A 25,059-nucleotide genomic window follows, 5' to 3' on the forward strand; every position below is an offset into this window, starting at 1 on the left:
CCTTTCCTCTTCAACGCACGGGGTTGGTTTTGTTCAGCCAGGCGAGCAGGGCCTGGTGGAATTGTGCCGGCTCTTCCATCTGTGGTGCGTGGCCCATACCCGGGAATTCGACCAGCGTGGACTGGGGAATCAGCCTGGCCACTTGCTTGCCGAGGACGTCATAGTGCCCGATCTTCGCTTTGACCTCGGGGGAGGCGATGTCACTGCCGATGGCGGTGGTGTCGGACGTACCGATCAACAGCAGGGTCGGCATCTTCAGGTTCTGGAACTCGTAGTACACCGGTTGGGTGAAGATCATGTCGTAGATCAGCGCTGAGTTCCACGCGACTTGCGTATGCCCCGGTCCTTTGTTCAGGCCGGCGAGCATGTCGACCCAGCGATCGAATTCCGGCTTCCAGCGGCCGCCGTAATAGGTGTTGCGCTCGTAAGTGCGGATCCCGTCGGCGCTGAGTTTGAGTTCGCGCTCGTACCATTGGTCAACGGTGCGATAAGGCACGCCGAGGGCTTTCCAGTCTTCCAGGCCGATGGGGTTGACCAGCGCCAGTTGCTCAACTTGTTCGGGGTATTGCAAGGCATAGCGGGTGGCAAGCATGCCGCCGGTGGAATGCCCCAGCAGGGTGGCTTTCTGGATGCCCAGCGCCTTGAGCAATTGCTGGGTGTTCGTCGCCAGTTGCTGGAAGCTGTACTGATAGTGCGCCGGTTTGCTGGAGGTGCAGAAGCCGATCTGGTCCGGGGCGATGACCCGATAGCCGGCGTCGCTGAGGGCTTTGATCGAGGTGTCCCAAGTGGCGCCGCAGAAATTCTTGCCGTGCATCAGCACCACGCTGCGGCCATTGGCCTTGCCGTGGGCGGCAACGTCCATGTAACCCATTTCCAGGGATTGGCCCTGGGATTCGAAGGCGAAGTGCTTGAGGGTGTATGGATAGTCGAAACCCTGGAGTTGCGGGCCATATTCCGGTACTTCGGCGTGGGCGATGGCGGGCAGGGCGGCGGTCAGCAAAAGGCCGGATAACCAGTAAGAGAAGGGGCGCGGCATGGGGCAACTCCATGGAAAATCCGCCCATGCTGGATCGGTTCGATTAGGGCGGCATTAAACACAGGCAATCGTCGCCCTTGAAGGTTCAACCCATCCAGCCCAGTGTCGCCAAGGCCAGCACGCCGTAGCGGGCGCCTTTGGCCAAAGTGACGATCAGCAGGAAGCGCCCCAGCGGCTCGCGCATGACTCCGGCGACCAGCGTCAGCGGATCACCGATTACCGGCAGCCAACTGAGCAGCAACGACCAGTGGCCATAGCGTTGATAATGCAGGCGGGCTTTTTCCAGGTGCCGGGGGCTCACCGGAAACCAACGCCGGTCGCGGAACCGCTCGATTCCGCGTCCCAGCCACCAGTTAAGCAGCGACCCCAGAACATTGCCGAACGTTGCCACTGCCAGCAGTGCCCAGAGCCAGTACCGATCGCTGAGCAACAGGCCCACCAGCACCGCTTCGGATTGCAACGGCAACAGCGAGGCGGCACCGAATGCCGCGAAAAACAACCCAAAGTACGCACCCCAAATCAATGGGCAGGGTAGTCCGCAACCACCAAGTCACTGCCATCCTTTTTCAGGCCGATGACCTGATAGGCATCGCTCATGCCGTCCATTTCCATGCCGGGCGACCCCATGGGCATGCCAGGGGCCGCGACACCCAACAGATCGTCGCGTTTGCTCAGGGCCAGGACCTGGTCGGCCGGGACATGGCCTTCGACGAATTTGCCGTTGATCAGTGCGGTGTGGCACGAAGCCAGGCGCGGCGGCACGCCGTGCTGTTGCTTGAACTCACTCATGTTGGCTTCGACGTGGTCTTCGACTTTGAAACCATTGGCCTCCAGATGGCTGATCCACTTTTTGCAGCAGCCACAATTGGCGTCGCGATGAACCTCGATCGGAATGAGATCGGCGGCCTGGGCCAAGCAGGACATGAACAGGGTGCTCAGGGCGATCAGACGCAGAGGGTTTCGCATGGGATTCGTCTCGGCTAACGGGCAAAAAAAACGCATTCTGACCATTTTTTCCGGTCAGGCATTCAAGGAGTGTTTCGAATTGCTACAAGGATCTGCTGTTCGATGATGGTAGATCAATGCTGTCAGGCAGATGAGGGGCACATTACAAAATCGTCAGGTTGCCTATAACCGAGGGGTATGGGGGCTGATACAAACAAACCAGGCGAAGCGTACAAAAGGCATAGAGAGCGCGAGGTGGAGCGGCCCGTTCCATGGTCGGAGCGGGCCGGCACAACTTAGCGGTCGAGCAGTTTCATGACTTCTTCCGGATAACGCAGACCCGCAGTGGCATTCGCCGGAAAGATTGCCTCCAGCGCCTGCAGTTCTTCGGCGTTCAGCGTCACATCCACAGCGGCCACGTTTTCTTCCAGGTATTTACGTTGCTTGGTGCCTGGAATCGGAATCACGTAGTCACCCTGGGCCAGCACCCACGCTAGCGCCAGTTGACCCGCCGTCACGCCTTTTTCTGCCGCCAGCGCTTGTACCTGTTGCACCAGCAGCAGGTTTTTCGCGAAGTTTTCGCCCTGGAAGCGCGGGCTGAAACGGCGGTAATCGTCGGCCGCGAAATCATCCGGGCTTTTCAATGCGCCGGTCAGAAACCCTCGGCCCAGTGGGCTGTAAGGCACAAAGGCGACGCCTAGGCGCTGGCAGGCCGCCAGGCAACCGTTTTCTTCCTGATCACGGCTCCACAACGAGTACTCACTCTGCAGCGCACTGATCGGGTGAACCTTGTGCGCCCGTTCCAGGGTCGCCGCCGAAGCCTCGCTCAATCCCAGAAAACGCACCTTGCCGGCACTGACCAGTTCGGCCATGGCGCCGACGGTTTCTTCGATGGCCACCTGCGGGTCGATGCGGTGCTGGTAATACAGGTCGAGGGTGTCAACGCCGAGGCGCTTCAAGCTGCCGTCGATGGACTGGCGAATGTACTCCGGCCTACCGTTGACGCCCCGGGCGTCGGGGTTGGTCGGGTCGCGGACGATCCCGAACTTGCTGGCCAGGAACACCTGGTCGCGCTTGCCGGCAATGGCCTTGCCGATCAGCTCTTCATTGGTGTGCGGGCCGTACATATCGGCGGTATCGAGCAGGTTGACGCCCAGTTCCAGCGCGCGATGCAGGGTCGCCGTGGCTTCTCGGGTGTCCGTGCCGGTGGTGTAGAAGTCCGTCATCCCCATGCAGCCGAGGCCAATGGCCGAGACCTGTGGACCGTTCTTTCCCAATTGACGTGTGTGCATGAAATCAGCTCCCTGTGAAGTGAATGGCCATTGTTCGCCTCGACAGAAACAAGATAAACACGCTAAAACGGCTATCACTATTCGTAATATCTAAACAATCCAGCGGTGGAGCCAGCAATGGACCGTTTCAACGCCATGCGCGTCTTTACCCGTATCGTCGAGCTCGGTGGCTTTGCCAGGGCCGCCGACAGCCTGCAATTGCCCCGGGCCTCGGTGACCATGCTGATCAAGCAACTGGAGGCGCATCTGGGCGTGCAACTGCTGCAACGCACCACCCGGCAGATCAGCCTGACGCTCGACGGTGCAGCCTATTACCCGCGTTGCGTGCGTTTGCTGGCGGATCTTGAAGAGACCGAAGCGGTGTTCAGCGCCGCACGCCACAATCCCAAGGGGCTGTTGCGGGTGGATATGCCGGCGGGAGTAGGGCGCCTGGTGGTGATTCCGGCACTGCCGCAATTTACGGCCCGCTATCCGTTGATCGAGCTGGAAATCGGCTTGAATGACCGGCCGGTAGACCTGATTCGCGAAGGCGTCGATTGTGTGTTGCGCGGTGGCTCGCCGCTGGATGATTCACTGGTGGCGCGGCCGCTGGTGATGATGGATCAGGTGACCTGTGCCAGCCCCGACTATCTGCAGCGGCACGGGACGCCTCATACGCTGGATGACCTGCACGGGCATCAGGTGGTCGAGTACTTCTCCAGCAGCAACGGAAAACGTTATGGGCTGGAGTTTGTGGTCAATGGCCAGGTGCAGCAGGTTGACCTGCCCAAGCAGGTGGCGGTCAACAGTGCCGATGGTTACTTGGCGGCGTGCGAGGCGGGATACGGGCTGGTGCAAGCGCCGTACTACCACGTGGCACGGCAACTGGAAGAAGGACGTTTATGTGAAGTGCTGAAGGGAGTGCCGCCACCGGACATGCCGATGACGGCGCTGTATCCGCCGCACCGCCAGTTATCCCGGCGGGTGCGTGTGTTTGTCGATTGGCTGGTGGAGCTTTGCGCTCAGCCGGGCAATGATTTTTACCGCAAGGATTCAGCAGGTTGAGCCGCCGTTAACGATGCTGGTAATAACCCGGTCCGCCATGGTTGTCGTAGTGATGTGGTGCCAGCCCCCGTGGGGGAAAACAATGCAGCCGCTCAGGGTCAGGATGGCCAGCAGGGGAATCAGCAGTGTGATTCGACGCAACATTTGAAAGTCCTCATGGTTATCGCCGCAATGAAGCTAAAACTCTTCATCGGCTGTAACATGGGACCCCGCTTGTAGCCGCTTATTCCCGAAACAGGGTAAGCGCTTGGCATGCGCGTCGATACAAACCGGATACATTTTCAGATTCAGGAACCCGCAATGACTCAGTCGCAACGTTTGAAATACTCGATTCTGATCTCCCTGGTAGTACTGGGGATCATGTTTGGCCTTTCCTGGTTGCAGAACACCGGCGTCATCAGCGAGAAGATGTTCCAGTACATCGCCATTGGCGTGGCGGTGATCGTGGTGGTCATCAATGGCGTGATGCGCCGCAAGGTCAAGCCCTGATCATTGGATCACTGGTTGCGCAGAATGGCGGCAGCCTGTGGGTGCAGGCTGTAGCTCTTGTCCGGGTTGAGCACAATCACGCCTTCGCTGCACAAGCGCTTTAGCACTTCACGCACGCTGAGAAAGGACAGGGGAATGTCCAGGTCCAGCAATTGGCTGTGCACGCCACGCACGCCAAGGCTGCGGTCGCTTTCGGCGGCCGTCAGCAGGGCATCGATGACTTTCAGGCGGATCAGACTGGTCCGCAGGCCAAAGCTTTTGAGCAGGATTCTGATCCGCTCGTTGCCGTGGCGATCGGTACGCGGCTCGAATACGCCGACTCCCATGGAAGTACCCTTTGGCGCGTTGCTACCGTCCGTTGGCAGTTGCGAGTTGTACATTGCAAAACTCCTTTCAGAGCCTGATCAGGAAAAAGTGGGCGCTCTTACATGACTAGACGTATGAGCAACCGAAATCATGAAGGCTCAAATGTAGAAATTTTGTCGCCGTCGTGTGATCAACCTGTTAGTCCAGGCGCTGTGCGCAGTAAATGTCTTAAATTTTTGATGTGAGCTTCGTCCCTACAGGGAGGCGCAGTGCGCGCGGGTATGCGCACCTGTAGCCATCGTATTTTCGATCAGGAGCGAGCGTGATTATTTCCAGCCAGTTAACCAGGTTGAGCCTGGCGGGTGTGACTCTGGGGTTGAGCCTTGGGCTAAGCCTTGCGGCGAGCGCGAGCGGTATGCCTGCGCAAGCAGGTGCCGACATTCGCCGAACCAGTTTTGGCGTGCCGCACATCCGCGCCGACAACGAGCGCGGGCTCGGCTACGGCATCGGCTATGCCTACGCCCAGGACAACCTGTGCCTGCTGGCCAACGAGATCACCACGGTGAACGGCGAACGTTCGCGCTATTTCGGACCGGATCAATTCACCGTCGAAGAGCGTGAGAACCTGGTCAGCGATGTATTTTTCACTTGGCTGAATACCCCGCAGGCCGTCGCCGGTTTCTGGCAGGCCCAGACGCCGGAGGTGCGTGAGCTGGTTGAAGGCTATGTGGCGGGCTACAACCGTTCCTTGAGCGAACGTCGCGCCCAGGGTTTACCGCCGCAGTGTCAGGGCGATTGGGTCCGGGACATCACGGCAATGGATGTGGTCAAGCTGACCCGGCGCCTGTTGGTCGAAGGTGGCGTCGGCCAGTTTGCCGAAGCCCTGGCCGGTGCCACGCCACCGAACGCCGTGACCCAGGCGTCGAGCGCGCAGGCAGCGTTCCAGGTGGCCGCCACGCGAATGCAGCGCTTTGCCCTGGACCGCGGCAGTAACGCAGTCGCGATCGGCAGCGAGCGTTCTTTCAACGGACGCGGCATGTTGCTGGCCAATCCGCACTTCCCGTGGGTGGGCGGCATGCGTTTTTACCAGATGCACCTGACCATTCCCGGCAAACTGGACGTGATGGGGGCGGCGTTGCCCGGCCTGCCATTGATCAACATCGGTTTCAATCAACACCTGGCCTGGACCCACACCGTGGATTCGTCCAGGCATTTCACGCTGTATCGCCTGCAACTCGACCCCAAGGACTCGACCCGTTACCTGCTCGATGGCCAGTCCTTGCCGCTGGACAAGCAGACCGTGACCGTCAACATCCGGCAGGCGGACGGGCAGGTCCAGGCGATTTCCCGTGTGATTTACAGCTCGAAGTTCGGTCCGGTGGTGCAATGGCCGGGCAAACTGGATTGGGATCATCAGTACGCCTTCAGCCTGCGCGACGCCAATCTGGATAACGACCGCGTCCTGCAGCAGTGGTACGCCATGAACCGCGCCGAAAGCCTCAAGGATTTCCAGGCCTCGGTGCACAAGATCCAGGGCATTCCGTGGGTCAACACCCTGGCGGCGGACGATCAGGGTCAGACGTTGTACATGAACCTTTCGGTAGTGCCCAACGTCAGCGTCGACAAGCTGGCGCAATGCAGCGATCCGCGGTTCGGCCTGCAGATGATCATTCTTGACGGTACCAACAGCGCCTGCGCCTGGGACATCGACCCGCAGGCGCCACAGCAGGGCATCTTTGCAGCGAACAAGTTGCCGCAATTGCTGCGCAAGGATTTCGTCCAGCATTCCAACGATTCGGCCTGGATGGCCAACCCGGCGCAAGCGCTGACGGGGTATTCGCCGCTGATCAGCCAGGACAGCCAGCCATTGGGCCTGCGTTCACGCTTTGCCCTGGACCGTTTGAGTGCGCTGAGTCAGGCGGGCAAGATCGCGGTGGCGGACTTGCAGCACATGGTCATGGACGATCAGGTGTATCAGGCGACTCAAGTGATGCCGGACTTGGTGCAATTCTGCGCAGCGGATCTCGGTGCCGATGCCAAAACTCTCGCGCCACTGTGCGCCAGCCTCAAGGCCTGGGACCGCAAGGCCAACCTGAACAGCGGTCTGGGTTTTGTGCATTTCCAGAATGTCATGGAGGCATTGGAGTCAGTGCCGGACGTATGGCGTGTCGCCTTCGATCCGCTGGATCCGCAACATACCCCGCGCGGCCTGGCGGTTGATCACCCGCAAGTGGCGCAGGCACTACGGGCCGCGATGCTGGCTTCGGTAGAACAGGTCAAGGCGTCAGGCCTCAAGCCGAACAGTCGCTGGGGTGATATCCAGGTGGTCAGCAGCGGCGGCCAACAGACGCCGATCCACGGTGGGCCGGGTACGCTGGGCGTCTACAACGCCATCCAGAGCGTTCCGCGCAGCGACGGTAAGCGCGAAGTGGTCAGTGGCACGAGTTACCTGCAAGTGGTGACCTTTGACGAAAATGGACCGCAGGCCAAAGGGTTGCTGGCGTTCTCGTTATCCAGCGACCCAGCGTCGAAGTTCTCGCGGGATCAGACCCAGGCCTTTTCGAAGAAGCAATGGAGCGTGCTGCCTTTCACTGAGCAACAGATCCTGTCCGACCCGAACTATCAGGTACAGACGATCAATCAGCAGGATGCAAAGGCAGCCAAGGTTGCTGCACAGTAACGAAATGGCGCTTTGAATGGATGCAGAAGGCCGCACCCCACAAGGGTGGCGGCCTTTTCAGCTTTTCGGGTTCTTTTGCGGAATCGCGTTGACCACAAGATTGCCGTTCTGGTTACGGGTCAGGTAGACCGGCAGGACCCGCGGCAAGGACTTCACCAGGCCGTTGATCTCTTTGATGTTGTAGATACCGCCGATGTGAATCGAGCCGGTGCTGTTGTCAGCGACCATCAGCGGCTTGTCCAGGTAACGATTGATCAGTGGCAGCGCATCGTTCAGGGCCAGATCGTCGAGCACCAGTTTGCCCTGGCGCCAGGCCAGCGAACTGTCATTGTCATAGGTCTGGCTGATGCGGGGAATGAAGTCGCCGTGGCGATAACTGGCCTGCATTGCCGGGCCAAGGCGCAAACCGTCGCCGGGCAGGTCGGCATTGCTGCTGACCAGTACCGAACCCTCGATCAGATTGACCTTGACCTGGTCTTCATACATCCACACGTTGAATTGGGTGCCGGTCACCCGGACCCGGCCTTCGGCGGCCTTGACCACAAAAGGGTGGCGGGTGTCATGACTGACACTGAAGAAGGCTTCGCCTTTTTTCAGCGTGACTTGCCGTTGATCCTTGTAGTTGCTGTACGTCAACTCGCTGCCCAGGTTCAGCTCCACCTGGCTGCCATCTTTCAAGGTGACCGTTCGAACATTGTCGGTGGCTTCGAAATGCTGGTACGCGTTCGGTACCCAGCCCAGGTGCCAGCCGCCATAACCCGCCAGCGGCAGTGCCAGGGCACAGATCGCCGCGGCAATGGCCAGGCGGCGCCACGGGGTTTCGGGTTGGGGGCGAACCAGCGGCACGACGGGCTCGGGATGGGGCAAGTCGCCGGCGACCTCCCAGATGTCCAGCATCGCTTCATACTCGAAGGCGTGGAGCGGGTGCGCATCACGCCATTGCTCGAACGCCTGGCGTTCTTGCTCGCTGCAGTCATTGGCGTGCAGACGCATGCACCAATGCGCAGCGGCATCGGTGATGGCGTCGTATTCGGCTTCCGAGAGCGTGTGTTCGGTCATTGGCTCATCCTGATTTCGTACATTCTAACCTTTGGGGAAAGCCTGCGAGAACATCAGTCATGGCATTTAACCATCAATGTGTAATTTTTTTTCAACGCCTCGCCTCGCACAGTGCCATCACGACCGATGTACCGCGCAAATCCGGGGATTTGCGCGTTGCGATATCAGGATCAGGTTCCGGAGGCCGATGCGACCGGCACCGGGTCCAGTTGCCGGCCCATTTCACAGATCAGGAACGCGAGCGAATCGGCATTGTGCAAAATAACATCGGTTCTGACGTTCGCATTTTCCATGTCCAGGAACGCTTCCCGTGCCTGCTCCATGGTCGTGCTGCCCGTCAGCTTCAGAATGGCCTTGCCGAGGTGATAGGAATTCTGAATCGAGTCCAGACTGATCCACGATTGCGAGGCACTGTGCCAGCGCGCGAACAGTTCCTCCTTCGGAGTGTCCAGCGACAAGGCTTTTCGCTGGAAGTCCATTTGAGACTGTTTCATGGCGATGCCATAGGCCGTGATCGGCGCGACCAGATCGCTGAACGGTCGCCTGGCCTCAAGGTATGCGATGTCCACGGCCTTGGAAAACAAATGGGCGAATTCGTGGATCAGCGTGGCGGCCTGGCCGTGGCCGTCGACGTTGAAAGGTTCAGTCAGACAGGATTTGTACCAGTCGAGTTGTTGATCGAAGAACCTTTCGGTGAAATGCACGTTGCGCTGTTGATCCTTGTCCAGGACAAACGCGATGAGGTTGTCCTGCGGGTCCCGGTTTGAGCCCACAATAAAGCGATGGGAGTTCATCCAGTCTTCATCGGGGTCGACCAGCGCATTGCAGATGGGGAGGATGGCGTCCTTGATTTTGTCCATCAGCGCTGCGTTCACCTGGGCAACACCAAAGAAACCTTTGAGGAAGGTGTCCAGCCGGGTACCGGGGACGAATCTGCGCAGTTGCGCCATGTTGTGCAAACTGTTGAACGCGTAGTAACGGGCCATGTCGATGGCCTGCACGATCATTCGGGCTTTTTCGGGATGTCTGGCGCGAATTTCTTCCATCCCCCGGGCTTCGATATTCAGCACCTCCCTGGCGATATGAGCATGGGCAAACCGGTTGTGCATTGTCGACATGGCCTTGCCGAAGTGGACCGTATGGATGTCCGGGTCGATCACCAGTTTCTTGTCTGGCGCAGTCAGCAATACGGGGCCTTCTTCCTTGCCGTTGATCATTCGCCAGACTGCCCCGGTTTTGTTCACGGCGTACACCTTGCCAGCGATGGGGGCGTAGGTTTTTTTGCTCGCCGCATCAAGGTAGGTGCCGTCAACGCTGTTTTTTGTCAGATCCTTGAGTTCGACCGTGGTTTCGAACGGTTGCAGCCGCGTGCGCAGCGGTGCCGTCGAGTCGATCTCGGACCACTTCGGCGCGATAACCGGGCCGGCAACCGGTGGGTCAAGGGTTTCGGGGGTTACCTGGGCCGTGTCGGCCCAACCTTCAAGCGACAGCCTGCCCAGTGACACGAGTTGCGCCGCACCCGCAATAAAGTTCTCCAGCGCAACTTTCCAGTGATGTTCCTGCAGGGCTTCAGCCGAGTTGAGGGCGTCCTTGTAGGCGTTCCAGAGAAACTGCACATAAGCGAGCTTGCCAGGCAGCAAGCCCTGGATGCGCTGGATGCCGGCGCCGAACAAATGCTTGACGGCCTCCCAGTCCGTTTGGCTTGCCGCGTGTAACTGGCTTCCGAGCATTTGCGACAGCAGTTGGGTGTTGTCGTGGAACAGGCGGGTGAGCAAGTTGCCGTCGATGGGGCTGGACGCGAGGGTGATTTCGCTCGACTGCCCGACGGTAGACTTGAACAGGTTGCGAAAGACGGACTGCTCGCTGCCTGGCAGGCGACGTATCAACATTTCCTGCAAGGGCCCCGGTGTATTCAGCGCCGAGACAACGCTGGCCTCAGTGTCGAACTCGATAAAAGGAGAGCCGCCAGGGTGATAAGGGGCATAGAGGATATGCGGCCCCGCTTTTGCGTTGCCGGGGCTCACCAGGTACAGGCCCAGCGCTTTAACGGCGACGGCACCGCTGGTCTTGATCAGCTCCAGTGACCGGGCAATCGCGTGCGCACCTTGCACGTCTGCCCGGGCTGTCGCGTCCGGCATGTCCAGTACCTGTCGAAGCAAATCGAACGCGTTACTCGATAGCCTTTGCAACAGCTTCATTTCGTGGGCGTGTTGCAGCAGTTGCCAGGGCAGTTGTTTGACGAAGCGCAGCATCCGGCTTTCGGCGTCGGCCGTTGCGCCGGACAACGCCTGTGCTACCCGTGTCGCGTAGCCTTGCGCAATGTTCAATGACGGCAGCAGTTGACGGACCGCGGTCTGGTCCAGCCCTTCGGGCAGCGTCTGAGTGGTTGTCGAGGAGACCTGGAAACCGGAACCTTGCGCCACGCTGAGATGGTTCATGGCGAACTCGGTAAGGCTGCGGGCAGGGCCGGTCAGGTTGAGGTCGGGGATGATTTGAATATCGTCGGGGTCCAGCTCGATGGCGGGGAAACGGTTGGCGAGCAGCGTCGTCAACCGTTCATGCACATACGATCTGAGGGGTGTGATCCCATGCAAGTAGTCTTTGTCCTCCTCGACGCTGTTGCGGTATTGCTCCAGCAGTTCAACCTGCAGCCGCTGATCTTCGAGCGGAGCCATTCCAAGCCAGGTGGGCAGTGACTGCTGCAGGGTGATCGCCCGGGCAATTGAGGTGGCTCTTTGCAGGTTGGTGTTGATGCCTGTTGTGGCCAGTGTGCTCAGCGCTTTTTTTTGTTTCGTGTCGTCCAGTTTGAAGCTGCGCACGTGGTCGCAACGAGCCAGAAAGTGATCGATGGATGAGCGTGCGACCTGCTCCAGTAAAGGCCCTTCAATCAGTCGCAGCGCCCCCAGTGAATAGCGTTGGTGGAAGACGAGTTGGCTCGGGGTGAGGTTTTCCAGCAACGCCAGGCGTTGCTGTGGGTCGAGCAGGCGCCGGTTCAGTTCCCGCCTGGCACGACTGATGTTGTCAAAGACTTCCACCCCGTTGGCGGGCGTCCACAGGATCGTCCGGCCGGAATGCGAGGGGTCGAGTCCGCCACGCTCGGTCAAAAGCAGGCAATGGGCCAGAGGCAGGACATCCGGCAGGCCGGAGCACTCAAGGGTCAGTGAGTAGGCATCGGGCCGAAATCCCTTCAGGGAAAGGCGGTTACGCCGTTCGGCCTGATCCGGGTTGAACACCGTTTCGACAATGGCCCGGTCCGCCTCCCGCAGTGTCGCGCCGAGCCCCCGCAGACTGGCCTCGCCACGGATGCCGACGGAAAGCGTGTGGGACAGGCGAGGCAGCATGTTTTCCAGGTAGACCCGCTGCAACGCCACTGAAGCGAGCGGTTGTGCGGCACAGTCTGCCTTGATCAGTTTTTCGATGTCGCTGAAGCTCTTGACGAACGTTGCCGCCGTGTCGGCCCGCACCATGGCGGGATGCTGGTCGCCGGACAACACTGGCCGCGTGCTCCAGCGACCGTCGGTCTCCAGCGTCAGCAGGCGCTCGCTGATCATCGAGCGGATATCCAGCGCCTTGTCGAACAGGGCGTGGATGTCCACGGCGCCGTCACTGTGTCGAAACACTTGCAGGGTGTATTCCATGTTCTGCAGTTGCTTGGTGACGATGGCGTCGAAGAGCTTGCTGAATATCTTGCCGGAGAGCACTTCTCCGGTCACATTCGGCCGATCAAAGCCAATGAATCGCTGGCGTTCGTCCAGGCTCAGGAGGCCATATAGCTCATCTTCGTGACTGGCCGCGCTGAACTTGCTGAGCACGGTATCGCGCAAGTCCTGGTAGTCCTTGAGCACCTGCAAACCTTCGGTGGGCGTGTACAGGAACGCCTGGTCGGCGCTGACCATCAGTGAACCGGCCAGCTCCACGTAATTGGCCTGGTGCTCCCACAGGCGCACGGTTTCGATTGTCATTGATGCGTTTGTCTGGCTGGCCGTCGAGATCAGCGCGTGCAAATCGTGGCTTTGCTCCGGGGTAATGATGTTGGCTTCGCGCTTGAGCAGCAGTTGCACTCGACACTGATCGGCGATGGCCCGGTTGAAGAACTCGCGACGCGATACGCCATCGGCACTCGCCGCATCCCAATAGTGTTCGAGCTGCCCGACCAACAGGCTGACCAGCTTGCGCGAGACTGTCGTGACCGAGGTTTCCCAGTGTCCCTGGTCATCTTTTGCCGGGGACTTTTTTGGATGGGAAAACTCATGGGCCTGCCCGGACGGCCAACGCTGATGGCGATAGTGCAGGAGCACGGCGTCACTCAGCGACAGGGAATTGACCCAGCGCCGCTTCGGACGGCTTGCGTCTTCATTCCCTTCCGTCGCTGCCAGATAGAAATTCACCCGGGTCTGACTCTGATCTTCGCCAGGAAAGGACACAGCCAGTTGTTCGCTCAGCATTGTATCGAGTAGCGCCGTAAGGGATGGCAGCGCTTTGAGCTCATCGAGCAGGGCCTGGTCGTTGAGTTGCTGTTGGCTGGAGAGGGTGGTGCGCTGGTCTTCGAACACGTCACCTTCGATGGTTTGAAAGTCCAGTTCGATTTCGCTGGATTGCACCACGCCCTTGCGCTGTGAAAGCGCCATGAAGGCCAGCAGTTCGTCGTCTTCGCCGGCATCTTTGAGTTGTGTCTCCAGCTTTTCGGCCAGGGCCGCACGGTTGGCGAATTTCTGTATTCCGGCGTACGGGGTGTAGAGAATCACGCCGTTGTCATCCGGCGTCGCGGACAGCAAGAAGCTGCCGGCCAGTGGCATAGGTTCCAGCCCCGGTAGTTTTAGCCGGATGGTTTTGGCCAACATGGGTGGCGTTTGCCTATCGCGCAGGGCCTGGCTAGCCAGTTCTATTTGGCTGAACCATTGGAAATCCTTTTGCGTCAGCCCGTGGGTTTTGCCAAGTTCTCGCCAGAGGCCGGGCGACGACAGTGCTTGGGGGAAAAACAGCGGAGTTACGGGTGTAGACATCGTCGAGTCTCGTTCAAGGTGCCACTCAAAGGCGCCTGTGGATTGAGCTTCGAGCCTAAAAGCCGGTGGGTTGACGCAGGTGGTAAATAGTTAACACACGAGGCGGGGGCGTTCGTGACACGGATAAACGCGATCGACTCTGAGCGAAAGGTTGACAGGTTGCTTGCCGCGCGTTGTTAATCGGCGGGTCTTTGTACGCTGTTGTTCCCTCCAATAATTAGTCTGGAGCTTCAGATGTCTGCGCCACACGATCACGCGTCTACTGCGGTTTCATCACACCTGTCACTCCAAGCGCTGAGCGCTTTGCTGGAAAAAATTTTTCTGCGTCATGGCACGTCGGCCGACGTTGCCAGGGTGCTGGCGCAAAACTGCGCCGGTGCCGAGCGCGACGGCGCCCACAGTCACGGGGTATTCCGGATTCCAGGTTATGTTTCGACGCTGCAAAGCGGCTGGGTCAATGGCCAGGCCGTTCCGGTGGTCGAAGATGTCGCTTCAGGGTTTGTGCGGGTCGATGCCAATAACGGTTTTGCGCAACCGGCCCTGGCGGCGGCACGCGAGCTGCTGGTACAGAAGGCCCGAAGTGCCGGCATTGCGGTGCTGGCGATCCGTAACTCGCACCATTTCGCGGCCTTGTGGCCGGATGTCGAACCCTTCGCTGATGAAGGCCTTGTGGCACTGAGCGTGGTCAACAGCATGACCTGCGTGGTGCCCCACGGCGCCGACCGACCGCTGTTCGGCACCAACCCGATTGCCTTCGCTGCACCGCGAGCCGATGGCGGACCGATTGTCTTCGACCTGGCCACCAGTGCCATTGCCCATGGCGATGTGCAAATTGCCGCACGCGAGGGCGAACGTTTGCCGGCGGGGATGGGCGTGGACAGTCTCGGCCAGCCGACCACCGACCCGAAAGCGATTCTCGAGGGCGGCGCGTTGCTGCCTTTTGGCGGGCACAAAGGCTCGGCGTTGTCGATGATGGTCGAGTTGCTCGCGGCGGCACTGACCGGCGGCAATTTTTCCTTCGAATTCGACTGGAAGAACCACCCCGGTGCCAAGACACCCTGGACTGGCCAATTGCTGATCGTGATCGATCCGAGCAAAGCGGCTGGGCAAAGTTTTGCCGAACGCAGCCAGGAATTGGTGCGGCAAATGCACGGTGTCGGCCTGAAGCGTTTGCCGGGTGACCGGCGTCATCATCAGCGTGCCAAATCGCAGGTCGATGGCATTGAGCTGGATGCCCGGACGCTGGCGAACCTGCGGGAGCTGGCGGGGGAGTGAACCGAGGTAATGGCAAAAATGCCTGATTAACGCAACTCTGTAGGAGCTGGCTTGCCAGCGATAGCGGTGGATCAGCAGCGTGGATTTTGGCTGATACGACGTCTTCGCTGGCAAGCCAGCTCCTACAGAAGATTGTGTGTGCCGGGGGGGCTTAACGCCGACCCAACAACAATCCCACCACCAGGCCAAACCCGGCGGAAATCGCCACGGTTTGCCATGGATGTCCGCCGATGTAGGTTTCAGTGGCCTCGACCGCGGGCAAGGTGCGGTCACGCACGCGGGTCACCGAATCCCTGGCCTGTTGGAGTTTCAGGGCGATTTGTCCGCGAAGGGTCTCCGCTTCCTCCCCGACCAGTGAAGCGCTGCTTTTCAGCAGCTTTTCCGACTCTTCGATCAGCGATTGAAGTTCGCTGAACGCTAGATCCTTGATTTGATCTTCGGCGGCTTGCGCGGCGGTTTTGCGGGCCATTGAAGTACTCCTTGCAGGTAAGTGGACAGTGAACAATGGAGTCTGCTGTCGTCGGAAAAGTTGCAGATATTTTGCCCGGGGAAGCCATCTTGCTGAAAAACCGGCGCAGGACATTTCGTCCTACAGTGTAAGATGTCGCCTATTTTACGCAGCAGGAACTTCCCATGAGCTTCAATCTGGCCGACAAACCCCTTGCCGAGCGCGCAGCGCTGGAAGACGAAAAATCCCGTCTGTTCGAACTCTGGCAAAACAACCTGGGCAAAGCCAAGGGTGAGGCCGCGCGGTTGTTCGGCGAACGGGCCAAGCGCAAAGGCAAGTGGGCGGAATGGGTACGCGCCGAACTGGACGGCATGTCGCCCCCGGAATTCGCCAACATGGTGCGCAGTGAAGTCAATCGCCTGATGGCGGCCAACAAGTAACCCTGGTGGTCACGCGAAACTCGCGACAATCGCTTCACGCACTTTCAACACCACCGGATCGAGCTGGGTACTGGTGCGCCAGCCCAGCTCGATCGGGTAACGCGGCAACGCCAGGGGGCAGGGCAGCAACGCCAGTCCGCTGAGCGTTGCGATGCTTTGCGCGGCATGGGCCGGAATGGTCGCCACGGCCTGGCTGCCCTTGAGCAAGTGCGGTAACGCGGCAAAGTGCGTAGTCGAGGCGCACACCCGCCGATTCAACCCCAGCGCCGCCAGCCCCTCATCGGTAATCCCGATAAAACCGCCGGACGACACCAGAATGTGTTCGCGGGCCACAAACTCTTCAAGACTGATGCTCTGCTGGCCCGCGACCAGGCTCGACGGGTCCACCAGGCACAGGTATCCGCCTTCCCCCAGCACCTGACGGCTGAGCAGCCGCTCGGCAAACCCGCCCGCGGCAATCGCCAGGTCGATACTGCGTTCCATCAATGCCTGGGCGACGATCTGGCTGTGGGTCTGGCGGAAAATCAGCCGCAACTTCGGCGCGCTGCGGGCGATTTCTTCGATCAGCCGCCGGCCGTAGGCAATTTCGAAATCATCCGACATTCCCACGGTGATCGAGCGACCTTCGTACTGTTGCGCAGCCGGATCGACCATCGCCAGGCTCTGCCGGCACTTGTTCAAGGCGTCGCTGACCACAGGCTTTAGCTGATTGGCCTTGAGCGAGGGCGCAAGTCCGCGCCCGGTGCGCACGAACAGCTGATCGCCATACACCTCGCGCAACCGACGCAAGGCCGCACTGACCGCCGATTGCGTCACGCCCAGGCGCAAGGCGGCACGGCTGGCGCTGGACTCTTCGTGCAGCGCTTCGAAGACTTTGAGCAGGTTGAGGTCGATGTCGGTGATATTCATTTGGCTCATATCATTCAGCACTGAATCGGTCTTTATTGATGATCACGCGGCGCCGGAGAATGAGCAACACCTGATGTGAATGGAGTTTCCGAGATGCCAAAATCAATCGTTGCTGCCCTGCAAATCGGCGCCTTGCCCGGGGGCAAGGCTGAAACCCTGGAACAGATCCTGTCCTATGAAAATGCGATCATTGAATCCGGCGCCGCCTTGGTAGTGATGCCCGAAGCGTTGCTCGGCGGCTATCCCAAAGGCGAGGGCTTTGGCACGCAACTGGGCTATCGCCTGCCGGAAGGACGCGAAGCCTTTGCCCGCTATTTTGCCAATGCCATTGACGTGCCCGGCGCGGAAACCGAGGCGCTGGCGGCGCTGTCCACTCGCACCGGAGCCAATCTGGTGATCGGCGTGATCGAGCGCGCCGGCAGCACCTTGTACTGCACCGCGCTGTACTTCGATCCCCAGGCCGGGCTGCTGGCCAAACACCGTAAGCTGATGCCCACCGGCACCGAACGGCTGATCTGGGGCAAGGGCGATGGTTCGACGCTGCCAGTGATCGACAGCCAGGTCGGGCGTATCGCTGCGGTGGTGTGCTGGGAAAACATGATGCCACTGCTGCGCACGGCGATGTACGCCAAAGGCGTGGAGGTGTGGTGCGCGCCGACCGTGGACGAACGGGAGATGTGGCAGGTCAGCATGCGCCACATCGCCCATGAGGGGCGCTGCTTCGTAGTCAGCGCCTGCCAGGTCCAGGCATCGCCCCAGGCTCTGGGCCTGGACATCGTCAACTGGCCGGCGGATCGGCCGTTGATCGCCGGCGGCAGCGTGATCGTAGGGCCCATGGGCGACATTCTTGCCGGACCGTTGCGCGACAGCGCCGGCCTGCTCACCGCGCACATCGATACGGACGACCTGATACGCGCCCGCTACGACTATGACGTGGTCGGTCACTACGCTCGCCCGGATGTGTTCGAGCTGACCGTGGACGAGCGCGCCAGACCAGGGGTGCGCTTCATTTGCTGATACCTGAGGGCTTTGGCCAAACCAGTCAGGCAACTTGATAACTTTGACCATTGCCCGACACCCCGTGCAGAGCGAGTATTTCCCTGTTGATTACGGTTCCCCCAACCTAATAAGAAACACAAAGGGATTCTGGCAATGCGCGATTACTTGTCTGCTACTTCTCAGTTCAATTATCAGCAAACCGTCGACGCTGCACTCGCAGGCGACCTGACGGCCCTCAACGCCTGTGTGGAATGCTGCGACCGGCATGCCTTGCCGGGTCGCATTGCGCTGTTCTGGGAAGGGCGCGACGGCACCAGCGCGGCTTACACCTTCACCGAATTGCAGGACAGGGCCGCGCGCTTCGCCAATTTCCTGCTGGCCCAGGGCGTGAAGAAAGGCGACAAGGTCGCCGGCCTGCTGCCACGCAATATCGAATTGTTGATCACCGTGTTCGCCACTTGGCGCATCGGCGCGGTTTATCAACCGCTGTTTACCGCGTTCGGTCCCAAAGCCATCGAGCACCGTCTGAGCTGCTCTGGCGCCAAAGTGGTAGTCACTGATGCGGTGAACCGGCCGAAACTTGCCGAAGTCGCCGATTGCCCGACCACGGTGACTGTCACCGGCCCCAAAGGGCAGGGCCTGGTTCGTGGCGATTGCAGTTTCTGGGCCGAGCTGGCCAATTTTTCCGCCGACTGCGAACCGGTGCTGCTGACCGGGGAAGACCCGTTCCTGCTGATGTTTACCTCGGGCACCACCGGCCCGTCGAAAGCATTGTCGGTGCCGCTCAAGGCCATCGCTGCGTTCCAGAGCTACACCCGCGATGCGGTGGACCTGCGCCCCGAAGACGCGTTCTGGAACCTCGCCGATCCGGGTTGGGCCTATGGTATTTATTTCGGTGTCACCGGGCCGATGGCCATGGGGCATCCAATCACCTTTTACGATGGCCCGTTTACCCTCGAAAGCACCTGCCGGGTGATCAACAAGTACGGGATTACCAACCTCACCGGTTCGCCGACGGCCTACCGCTTGCTGATTGCCGGCGGCGCAGAGTTCGCCAGATCGATCAAGGGCAAGCTGCGCATCGTCAGCAGTGCCGGCGAGCCGCTGAACCCGGAAGTGATCCGCTGGTTCGCCGATAACCTCGACGTGGTCATCCACGATCACTACGGCCAGACCGAACTGGGCATGGTGCTGTGCAACCATCACGGCCTTGAGCACCCGATCCACATGGGCGCCGCCGGCTTTGCCTCACCGGGCCATCGCATTGTGGTACTGGATGACGACTACAAGGAACTGGGCGTAGGCCAGCCGGGCATTCTGGCCATCGACCGCAGCCAATCGCCGATGTGCTGGTTCGCCGGCTACGAAGGCGGGCCGACCAAGGCTTTTGTCGGCGACTATTACCTGAGTGGCGACACCGTCGAGTGGAACCCGGACGGCAGCATCAGTTTCGTCGGTCGCAGCGATGACGTGATCACTACCTCCGGTTACCGGGTTGGTCCGTTCGACGTGGAAAGTGCGCTGATCGAACACCCGGCCGTGGTCGAGGCCGCCGTGATTGGCAAGCCTGATCCGGAGCGCACCGAACTGGTCAAGGCCTTCGTCGTGCTCAGCCCGCAATACCGCGCCGCCCCCGAGTTGGCTGAAGAACTGCGTCAACACGTGCGCAAGCGTCTGGCGGCGCACTCGTACCCCCGTGAAATCGAATTTGTCAGCGAATTGCCGAAAACCCCAAGCGGCAAATTGCAGCGCTTTATCTTGCGCAACCAGGAAATCGCCAAGGCTCAAGAGGCTGCGGCGAAGAACGTTCCAGCTTGAATCCAGGGAAATAATGATGCAGATCGAGAACAAGATTTTTATCGTCACCGGCGGCGCTTCCGGCCTCGGTGCCGCCACCGCCGAGGTGCTGGTTGCCGCTGGCGCGAAAGTGATGCTGGTGGACATGAACGCCGAAGCCGTTGCAGCCCAGGCCCAGCGCCTGGGCGCGCACAGCGTGGTGGCGGACATCAGCAACGAAGCGGCGGCCGAAGCTGCCGTGCAGGCGACGGTCAAGGTTTTTGGCGGGCTCAACGGTCTGGTCAACTGCGCCGGCATCGTGCGCGGCGAGAAGATCCTCGGCAAGAACGGTCCGCACGCGCTGGCCAGTTTCAGCCAGGTGATCAACGTCAACCTGATTGGCAGCTTCAACATGCTGCGCCTTGCGGCAGCGGCGATTGCCGAGACCGAAGCGGATGCCGATGGCGAGCGTGGGGTGATCATCAACACCGCGTCAGCTGCGGCTTACGACGGTCAGATCGGACAAGCGGCGTACTCGGCGTCCAAAGGCGCCATCGTCAGCCTGACCTTGCCCGCTGCCCGTGAACTGGCGCGCTTCGGCATCCGTGTCATGACGATCGCCCCCGGCATTTTCGAAACACCGATGATGGCCGGCATGACCCAGGAAGTCCGCGATTCCCTGGCCGCCGGCGTGCCATTTCCGCCACGCCTTGGCAAACCCGCCGAGTACGCAGGGCTGGTCAGACATATCATTGAAAACAGCATGCTCAATGGCGAGGTGATCCGTCTCGACGGTGCCTTGCGCATGGCCGCCAAATAAGGAGGATTTGTCATGACAATGTCCAACGATCCGATTGTTATCGTCAGCGCCGTCCGCACCCCGATGGGTGGTTTCCAGGGCGATCTGAAAAGCCTGACCGCGCCGCAACTCGGCGCTGCTGCCATCAAGGCTGCGGTGGAGCGCGCCGGGGTCGCCAGTGACTCCGTCGACGAAGTGCTGTTCGGCTGCGTACTGCCAGCGGGCCAGGGTCAGGCGCCCGCGCGCCAGGCGGCGCTGGGTGCGGGGCTGGATAAATCGACCCGTTGCACCACCCTCAACAAGATGTGTGGTTCGGGCATGGAAGCGACGATTCTGGCCCACGACATGCTGCTCGCCGGCAGTGCCGACGTGGTCATCGCCGGTGGTATGGAAAGCATGACCAACGCGCCTTACCTGCTGGATCGCGCCCGTAGTGGATATCGCATGGGCCATGGCCGGGTGCTGGACTCGATGTTCCTCGACGGCCTCGAAGACGCCTACGACAAGGGCCGTTTGATGGGCACCTTTGCCGAGGACTGTGCCGAAACCCATGGTTTCAGCCGCGAAGCCCAGGACGCCTTTGCCATTGCCTCGACCACCCGCGCGCAACAGGCGATCAAGGACGGCAGCTTCCGGGCCGAGATCGTTCCGCTCACCGTGACAGTGGGCAAAGAGCAGGTTGTGATCAGCAATGACGAACAGCCGCCAAAAGCCAAACTGGACAAGATCGCTTCGTTGAAGCCGGCGTTCCGCGAAGGCGGTACGGTGACGGCGGCCAACTCCAGTTCGATCTCCGACGGTGCCGCTGCACTGGTGCTGATGCGCCAGTCGCAGGCACAGAAACAAGGCTTGAAGCCGTTGGCGGTGATTCATGGTCACGCCGCGTTCGCCGACACCCCGGGCCTGTTCCCGGTGGCGCCGATCGGCGCGATCAAGAAACTGGTGAAGAAGACCGGTTGGTCGCTGGACCAGGTCGACCTGTTTGAAATCAACGAGGCGTTTGCGGTCGTCAGCCTTGTGGCGATGACGCAACTGGAAATTCCCCACGAGAAACTCAACGTGCACGGCGGTGCTTGCGCCCTCGGTCACCCGATCGGGGCGTCCGGTGCGCGGATTCTGGTGACGCTGCTCTCGGCCCTGCGCCAGAAAGGCCTGAAACGCGGCGTTGCGGCGATTTGCATCGGCGGCGGTGAAGCGACGGCCATGGCCGTGGAATGTCTCTACTGACTACGCAATCCCTTGTAGGCGCGAGCTTGCTCGCGATGGGCCTGAGAGCGCCGCGTTCATCCAGGCAACCCGCGTCATCGTTGACGTCCATCGCGAGCAGGCTCGCTCCTACAGGGGGCAATTAAACTTTAAGGATTCACCATGATCCCCAATGACGATCAACAACAGATCCGCGACATGGCCCGGGATTTTGCCCAGGAACGGCTGAAGCCGTTCGCCGCCGAATGGGATCGCGAGCACCGCTTTCCCAAGGAGGCCATCGGCGAGATGGCCGGGCTGGGCTTCTTCGGCATGCTGGTGCCGGAGCAGTGGGGCGGATGTGACACCGGTTACCTCGCCTACGCCATGGCCCTGGAAGAAATCGCTGCCGGCGATGGCGCCTGCTCGACCATCATGAGCGTGCATAACTCCGTGGGCTGTGTGCCGATTCTCAACTACGGCAATGACGACCAGAAAGAGCGCTTCCTCAAGCCTTTGGCCAGCGGTGCGATGCTCGGCGCTTTTGCGCTGACCGAGCCCCAGGCCGGCTCCGATGCCAGCGGCCTGAAAACCCGCGCCCGCCTGGAAGGCGATCACTACGTACTCAATGGCTGCAAGCAATTCATCACTTCCGGGCAGAATGCCGGGGTGGTGATCGTGTTTGCGGTGACCGATCCGAACGCGGGCAAGCGCGGTATCAGTGCGTTCATCGTGCCCACCGACTCGCCGGGCTACACCGTCGCTCGGGTTGAGGACAAGCTCGGTCAGCATGCCTCCGACACCTGTCAGATTCTCTTCGAAGACGTAAAAGTCCCGGTGGCGAACCGCCTGGGTGAAGAGGGCGAAGGCTACAAAATCGCCCTGGCCAACCTCGAAGGCGGCCGCGTCGGTATCGCTTCGCAATCGGTGGGCATGGCCCGCGCCGCGTTCGAAGCAGCTCGCGACTATGCGCGGGAACGCGAAAGCTTCGGCAAACCAATCATCGAACATCAGGCCGTGGCCTTCCGCCTGGCGGACATGGCGACCCAGATCGCCGTTGCGCGGCAAATGGTGCATTACGCTGCCGCCCTGCGTGACAGTGGCCAGCCGGCCCTGGTGGAGGCCTCAATGGCCAAACTGTTCGCCTCGGAAATGGCCGAGAAGGTATGCTCCTCGGCGCTGCAAACCCTCGGTGGCTACGGTTACCTCAACGACTTCCCGCTGGAGCGCATCTACCGCGACGTGCGGGTCTGCCAGATCTACGAAGGCACCAGCGATATTCAGCGCATGGTCATTTCGCGCAATTTATAAGAAGGAGTGCATGTGTGAGCTACGAAACGATTTTGTTGGAAACCCACGGCCGCGTAGGTCTGATCACCCTCAACCGTCCGCAGGCGCTGAACGCGTTGAACGCGCAGATCGTCAGCGAGCTGAACCATGCCCTTGATGGCTTCGAGGCAGACTCGAACATTGGCTGCATCGTCCTGACTGGGTCGAAAAAAGCCTTCGCCGCCGGTGCCGACATCAAGGAAATGGCCGAGCTGACTTATCCGCAGATCTACATTGACGATCTGTTCAGCGACAGCGATCGCGTGGCCAACCGCCGCAAGCCGATCATCGCGGCGGTCAACGGTTTCGCCCTGGGTGGTGGCTGTGAGCTGGCGTTGATGTGCGACTTCATTCTGGCTGGCGACAATGCGAAGTTCGGCCAGCCAGAAATCAACCTCGGCGTGTTGCCGGGCATGGGCGGCACCCAGCGCCTGACCCGTGCCGTGGGCAAGGCCAAGGCCATGGAAATGTGCCTGAGTGGGCGTTTGATCGATGCGGTGGAAGCGGAGCGTTGCGGAATCGTTGCGCGTATCGTGCCGAGCGATGAACTGCTGGATGAAGCGCTGAAAGTCGCGGCGTTGATCGCCAAGAAGTCGCTACCGATTGCGATGATGGTCAAGGAAAGCGTCAACCGTGCCTTTGAAGTGAGCCTGGCCGAAGGCGTGCGCTTTGAGCGTCGGGTGTTCCATGCGGCGTTTGCGACGCAGGATCAGAAGGAAGGGATGGCGGCGTTCATTGCCAAGCGGGAAGCCGAGTTCCAAGGCAAGTAATGCGGCGTTCCTGCTGACGCTATCGCTGGCAAGCCAGCTCCTACAGGTTCTCGGGTGTGCACGACATTTGTGAACGACCCAAACCACTGTAGGAGCTGGCTTGCCAGCGATGCTCCTAGGGTTTCATAGCAGATAATTCTTCAATTCGCGGGCAATCACCATCCGCTGAATTTCGCTCGACCCTTCGTAGATCTGTGTGATCCGCGCATCCCGGTAGTATTTCTCCACCGGATAGTCTTCCAGGTAGCCGTAACCGCCATGAATCTGAATGGCCGACGAGCAAACCTTTTCCGCCATTTCCGACGCAAACAGCTTGGCTTGTGAGGCCTCTGACAGACAGGGTTTGCCGGCCGTGCGCAGGCGTGCAGCGTGCAGGATCAGCAACCGGGCCGCGTTCAACTGCATGTGCATGTCGGCCAGCAGGTTGGCGATGCTCTGGTGTTCATTGATCGTTTTGCCAAACTGCACCCGATCACGGGAATAGGCCAGCGCCGCTTCGAACGCCGCGCGGGCGATACCCAGCGCCTGGGCGGCAATGCCGATGCGGCCGCCTTCGAGGTTGGACAGGGCGATGGCCAGGCCCTTGCCGCGCTCGCCGAGCAGATTGGCTTCGGGGATGGTGCAGTTGTTCAGGGTCACCGCGCAGGTGTCGGAAGCGCGGATGCCCATCTTGTGTTCGGTGCGATCGACGATAAAACCAGCGGTGTCGGTCGGTACCAGGAACGCCGAGATGCCACGTTTGCCCAGGTCTGGATCGGTCACGGCAAATACAATCGCCAGCTTGGCCCGCTTGCCGTTGCTGACGAATTGTTTGGCGCCGTTGATCACCCACTGGCCGTCGCGCAGTTCGGCGCGGGTGCGCAGGTTGTGCGCCTCGGAACCGGCCTGGGGTTCGGTCAGGCAGAAGCAGCCGATGGCCTGGCCGCTGGCAAGGTCCGCCAGCCAGGTCTGTTTCTGTTCTTCGCTGCCGTAGTTGAGCACCGGCCCGCAACCCACGGAGTTGTGGATGCTCATGAAGGCGCCGGTCGCACCGTCGCCGGCGGAGATTTCTTCCACGGCCAGGGCGTAGGCGACGTAGTCGACATAGGTACCGCCCCATTCCTCGGGGACCACCATGCCCAGTAAGCCCAGCTCCCCCATCTTCGCCACCAGACCGTCATCGATCCAGCCGGCCTTTTCCCAGGCCTGGGCATGGGGCGCGATTTCGCCACGGGCAAAATCCCGGGCCATATCGCGGATCATGACTTGCTCTTCGCTCAATTCGATATCGTGCAT

Annotated in this window: 22 protein-coding genes; 11 read left to right on the top strand and 11 right to left on the bottom strand. The window is 60.4% G+C overall.

What is annotated here, in order from left to right; genetic code table 11:
• Positions 1-10: 10 nt before the first annotated feature.
• The 4 genes from B0D71_RS01955 to B0D71_RS01970 all read right to left on the bottom strand — a co-directional run bounded on the left by B0D71_RS01955 (position 11) and on the right by B0D71_RS01970 (position 3,273).
• Entirely contained in the window at positions 11-1,036 is a 1,026-nt protein-coding gene (locus B0D71_RS01955) for an alpha/beta fold hydrolase (RefSeq protein WP_103393226.1), read from the bottom strand.
• 85 nt (positions 1,037-1,121) lie between these two features.
• Positions 1,122-1,556, bottom strand: coding sequence for a YqaA family protein (locus B0D71_RS01960; protein WP_103393995.1), 435 nt, complete (start codon positions 1,554-1,556; stop codon positions 1,122-1,124).
• Positions 1,556-2,002 carry a DUF411 domain-containing protein gene (locus B0D71_RS01965; RefSeq protein ID WP_103393227.1) on the bottom strand — a complete coding sequence of 149 codons (447 nt, stop codon included), beginning with the start codon at positions 2,000-2,002 and terminating at the stop codon, positions 1,556-1,558. The genes B0D71_RS01960 and B0D71_RS01965 overlap by 1 nt, the downstream gene beginning before the upstream one ends.
• Before the next feature lie 275 nt (positions 2,003-2,277).
• On the bottom strand, positions 2,278-3,273 hold the full coding sequence (locus B0D71_RS01970) for an aldo/keto reductase (RefSeq protein WP_103393228.1): 996 nt from the start codon (positions 3,271-3,273) through the stop codon (positions 2,278-2,280).
• A gap of 117 nt (positions 3,274-3,390) precedes the next feature.
• Here B0D71_RS01970 and B0D71_RS01975 point away from each other — a divergent pair, with 117 nt between their 5' ends.
• Positions 3,391-4,317 carry a LysR family transcriptional regulator gene (locus B0D71_RS01975; protein WP_103393229.1) on the top strand — a complete coding sequence of 309 codons (927 nt, stop codon included), beginning with the start codon at positions 3,391-3,393 and terminating at the stop codon, positions 4,315-4,317.
• On the opposite strand, the gene B0D71_RS31370 is transcribed toward B0D71_RS01975, so the two are convergent.
• A complete protein-coding gene (locus B0D71_RS31370; RefSeq protein ID WP_165798663.1) occupies positions 4,306-4,461 on the bottom strand; it encodes a hypothetical protein in 156 nt (51 codons plus the stop codon). The two genes, B0D71_RS01975 and B0D71_RS31370, sit on opposite strands and share 12 nt — an antisense overlap.
• Before the next feature lie 156 nt (positions 4,462-4,617).
• Here B0D71_RS31370 and B0D71_RS01980 point away from each other — a divergent pair, with 156 nt between their 5' ends.
• A complete protein-coding gene (locus B0D71_RS01980; RefSeq protein ID WP_007970993.1) occupies positions 4,618-4,806 on the top strand; it encodes a hypothetical protein in 189 nt (62 codons plus the stop codon).
• An 8-nt stretch (positions 4,807-4,814) separates the two neighbouring features.
• On the opposite strand, the gene B0D71_RS01985 is transcribed toward B0D71_RS01980, so the two are convergent.
• Entirely contained in the window at positions 4,815-5,186 is a 372-nt protein-coding gene (locus B0D71_RS01985) for a fe2+ zn2+ uptake regulation protein (RefSeq protein WP_103393230.1), read from the bottom strand.
• A 248-nt stretch (positions 5,187-5,434) separates the two neighbouring features.
• Here B0D71_RS01985 and pvdQ point away from each other — a divergent pair, with 248 nt between their 5' ends.
• Entirely contained in the window at positions 5,435-7,792 is a 2,358-nt protein-coding gene (gene pvdQ, locus B0D71_RS01990) for a bifunctional acylase PvdQ (protein WP_103393231.1), read from the top strand.
• Positions 7,793-7,849: 57 nt separating this feature from the next.
• Here pvdQ and B0D71_RS01995 read toward each other — a convergent pair whose 3' ends face one another.
• Together B0D71_RS01995 and B0D71_RS02000 are read right to left on the bottom strand one after the other, a co-directional pair.
• Positions 7,850-8,851: a FecR family protein gene (locus tag B0D71_RS01995; RefSeq protein WP_103393232.1), complete on the bottom strand. Its 1,002-nt coding sequence runs from the start codon at positions 8,849-8,851 to the stop codon at positions 7,850-7,852.
• Positions 8,852-9,021: 170 nt separating this feature from the next.
• Positions 9,022-13,854: a dermonecrotic toxin domain-containing protein gene (locus tag B0D71_RS02000; RefSeq protein ID WP_103393233.1), complete on the bottom strand. Its 4,833-nt coding sequence runs from the start codon at positions 13,852-13,854 to the stop codon at positions 9,022-9,024.
• Positions 13,855-14,088: 234 nt separating this feature from the next.
• Here B0D71_RS02000 and B0D71_RS02005 point away from each other — a divergent pair, with 234 nt between their 5' ends.
• Positions 14,089-15,129 carry an Ldh family oxidoreductase gene (locus B0D71_RS02005; RefSeq protein WP_103393234.1) on the top strand — a complete coding sequence of 347 codons (1,041 nt, stop codon included), beginning with the start codon at positions 14,089-14,091 and terminating at the stop codon, positions 15,127-15,129.
• Positions 15,130-15,280: 151 nt separating this feature from the next.
• On the opposite strand, the gene B0D71_RS02010 is transcribed toward B0D71_RS02005, so the two are convergent.
• On the bottom strand, positions 15,281-15,598 hold the full coding sequence (locus B0D71_RS02010; protein ID WP_103393235.1) for an ElaB/YgaM/YqjD family protein: 318 nt from the start codon (positions 15,596-15,598) through the stop codon (positions 15,281-15,283).
• Positions 15,599-15,762: 164 nt separating this feature from the next.
• On the opposite strand from B0D71_RS02010, the gene B0D71_RS02015 reads away from it, so the two are divergent.
• Positions 15,763-16,017 (top strand): hypothetical protein, encoded by a 255-nt coding sequence (locus B0D71_RS02015; protein ID WP_057400121.1) that lies wholly within the window; start codon positions 15,763-15,765, stop codon positions 16,015-16,017.
• Between the two features lie 9 nt (positions 16,018-16,026).
• On the opposite strand, the gene B0D71_RS02020 is transcribed toward B0D71_RS02015, so the two are convergent.
• Complete coding sequence (locus tag B0D71_RS02020; protein WP_103393996.1) at positions 16,027-16,935, bottom strand: LysR family transcriptional regulator; 909 nt, start codon at positions 16,933-16,935, stop codon at positions 16,027-16,029.
• Between the two features lie 84 nt (positions 16,936-17,019).
• On the opposite strand from B0D71_RS02020, the gene B0D71_RS02025 reads away from it, so the two are divergent.
• From B0D71_RS02025 to B0D71_RS02050, 6 genes are all read left to right on the top strand, one after another.
• Complete coding sequence (locus B0D71_RS02025; RefSeq protein ID WP_103393236.1) at positions 17,020-17,943, top strand: carbon-nitrogen hydrolase family protein; 924 nt, start codon at positions 17,020-17,022, stop codon at positions 17,941-17,943.
• Between the two features lie 135 nt (positions 17,944-18,078).
• Positions 18,079-19,743, top strand: a complete 1,665-nt coding sequence (locus B0D71_RS02030; RefSeq protein ID WP_103393237.1) for an AMP-binding protein — start codon at positions 18,079-18,081, stop codon at positions 19,741-19,743.
• 16 nt (positions 19,744-19,759) lie between these two features.
• A complete protein-coding gene (locus tag B0D71_RS02035) occupies positions 19,760-20,521 on the top strand; it encodes an SDR family NAD(P)-dependent oxidoreductase (RefSeq protein WP_103393238.1) in 762 nt (253 codons plus the stop codon).
• Positions 20,522-20,533: 12 nt separating this feature from the next.
• Positions 20,534-21,727 carry an acetyl-CoA C-acyltransferase gene (locus B0D71_RS02040; protein ID WP_103393239.1) on the top strand — a complete coding sequence of 398 codons (1,194 nt, stop codon included), beginning with the start codon at positions 20,534-20,536 and terminating at the stop codon, positions 21,725-21,727.
• Between the two features lie 141 nt (positions 21,728-21,868).
• Positions 21,869-22,996, top strand: coding sequence for an acyl-CoA dehydrogenase (locus B0D71_RS02045; protein ID WP_103393240.1), 1,128 nt, complete (start codon positions 21,869-21,871; stop codon positions 22,994-22,996).
• A 14-nt stretch (positions 22,997-23,010) separates the two neighbouring features.
• On the top strand, positions 23,011-23,784 hold the full coding sequence (locus B0D71_RS02050; RefSeq protein ID WP_103393241.1) for an enoyl-CoA hydratase: 774 nt from the start codon (positions 23,011-23,013) through the stop codon (positions 23,782-23,784).
• Positions 23,785-23,907: 123 nt separating this feature from the next.
• Here the strand turns inward: B0D71_RS02050 and B0D71_RS02055 are convergent, their stop codons facing one another.
• Positions 23,908-25,059: an acyl-CoA dehydrogenase family protein gene (locus B0D71_RS02055; RefSeq protein ID WP_103393242.1), complete on the bottom strand. Its 1,152-nt coding sequence runs from the start codon at positions 25,057-25,059 to the stop codon at positions 23,908-23,910.

Origin of the sequence: Pseudomonas laurylsulfativorans (assembly GCF_002906155.1) — a bacterium.
In the GTDB taxonomy this organism is placed as follows: domain Bacteria; phylum Pseudomonadota; class Gammaproteobacteria; order Pseudomonadales; family Pseudomonadaceae; genus Aquipseudomonas; species Aquipseudomonas laurylsulfativorans.

Coding starts and splice junctions, on each gene's coding strand:
- B0D71_RS01955 (WP_103393226.1), bottom strand. CDS start 1,036: ATGCCGCGCCCCTTCTCTTACTGGTTATCCGGCCTTTTGCTGACCGCC.
- B0D71_RS01965 (WP_103393227.1), bottom strand. CDS start 2,002: ATGCGAAACCCTCTGCGTCTGATCGCCCTGAGCACCCTGTTCATGTCC.
- B0D71_RS01970 (WP_103393228.1), bottom strand. CDS start 3,273: ATGCACACACGTCAATTGGGAAAGAACGGTCCACAGGTCTCGGCCATT.
- B0D71_RS01975 (WP_103393229.1), top strand. CDS start 3,391: ATGGACCGTTTCAACGCCATGCGCGTCTTTACCCGTATCGTCGAGCTC.
- B0D71_RS31370 (WP_165798663.1), bottom strand. CDS start 4,461: ATGTTGCGTCGAATCACACTGCTGATTCCCCTGCTGGCCATCCTGACC.
- B0D71_RS01980 (WP_007970993.1), top strand. CDS start 4,618: ATGACTCAGTCGCAACGTTTGAAATACTCGATTCTGATCTCCCTGGTA.
- B0D71_RS01985 (WP_103393230.1), bottom strand. CDS start 5,186: ATGTACAACTCGCAACTGCCAACGGACGGTAGCAACGCGCCAAAGGGT.
- B0D71_RS01995 (WP_103393232.1), bottom strand. CDS start 8,851: ATGACCGAACACACGCTCTCGGAAGCCGAATACGACGCCATCACCGAT.
- B0D71_RS02000 (WP_103393233.1), bottom strand. CDS start 13,854: ATGTCTACACCCGTAACTCCGCTGTTTTTCCCCCAAGCACTGTCGTCG.
- B0D71_RS02005 (WP_103393234.1), top strand. CDS start 14,089: ATGTCTGCGCCACACGATCACGCGTCTACTGCGGTTTCATCACACCTG.
- B0D71_RS02010 (WP_103393235.1), bottom strand. CDS start 15,598: ATGGCCCGCAAAACCGCCGCGCAAGCCGCCGAAGATCAAATCAAGGAT.
- B0D71_RS02015 (WP_057400121.1), top strand. CDS start 15,763: ATGAGCTTCAATCTGGCCGACAAACCCCTTGCCGAGCGCGCAGCGCTG.
- B0D71_RS02020 (WP_103393996.1), bottom strand. CDS start 16,935: ATGAGCCAAATGAATATCACCGACATCGACCTCAACCTGCTCAAAGTC.
- B0D71_RS02025 (WP_103393236.1), top strand. CDS start 17,020: ATGCCAAAATCAATCGTTGCTGCCCTGCAAATCGGCGCCTTGCCCGGG.
- B0D71_RS02030 (WP_103393237.1), top strand. CDS start 18,079: ATGCGCGATTACTTGTCTGCTACTTCTCAGTTCAATTATCAGCAAACC.
- B0D71_RS02035 (WP_103393238.1), top strand. CDS start 19,760: ATGCAGATCGAGAACAAGATTTTTATCGTCACCGGCGGCGCTTCCGGC.
- B0D71_RS02040 (WP_103393239.1), top strand. CDS start 20,534: ATGACAATGTCCAACGATCCGATTGTTATCGTCAGCGCCGTCCGCACC.
- B0D71_RS02045 (WP_103393240.1), top strand. CDS start 21,869: ATGATCCCCAATGACGATCAACAACAGATCCGCGACATGGCCCGGGAT.
- B0D71_RS02055 (WP_103393242.1), bottom strand. CDS start 25,059: ATGCACGATATCGAATTGAGCGAAGAGCAAGTCATGATCCGCGATATG.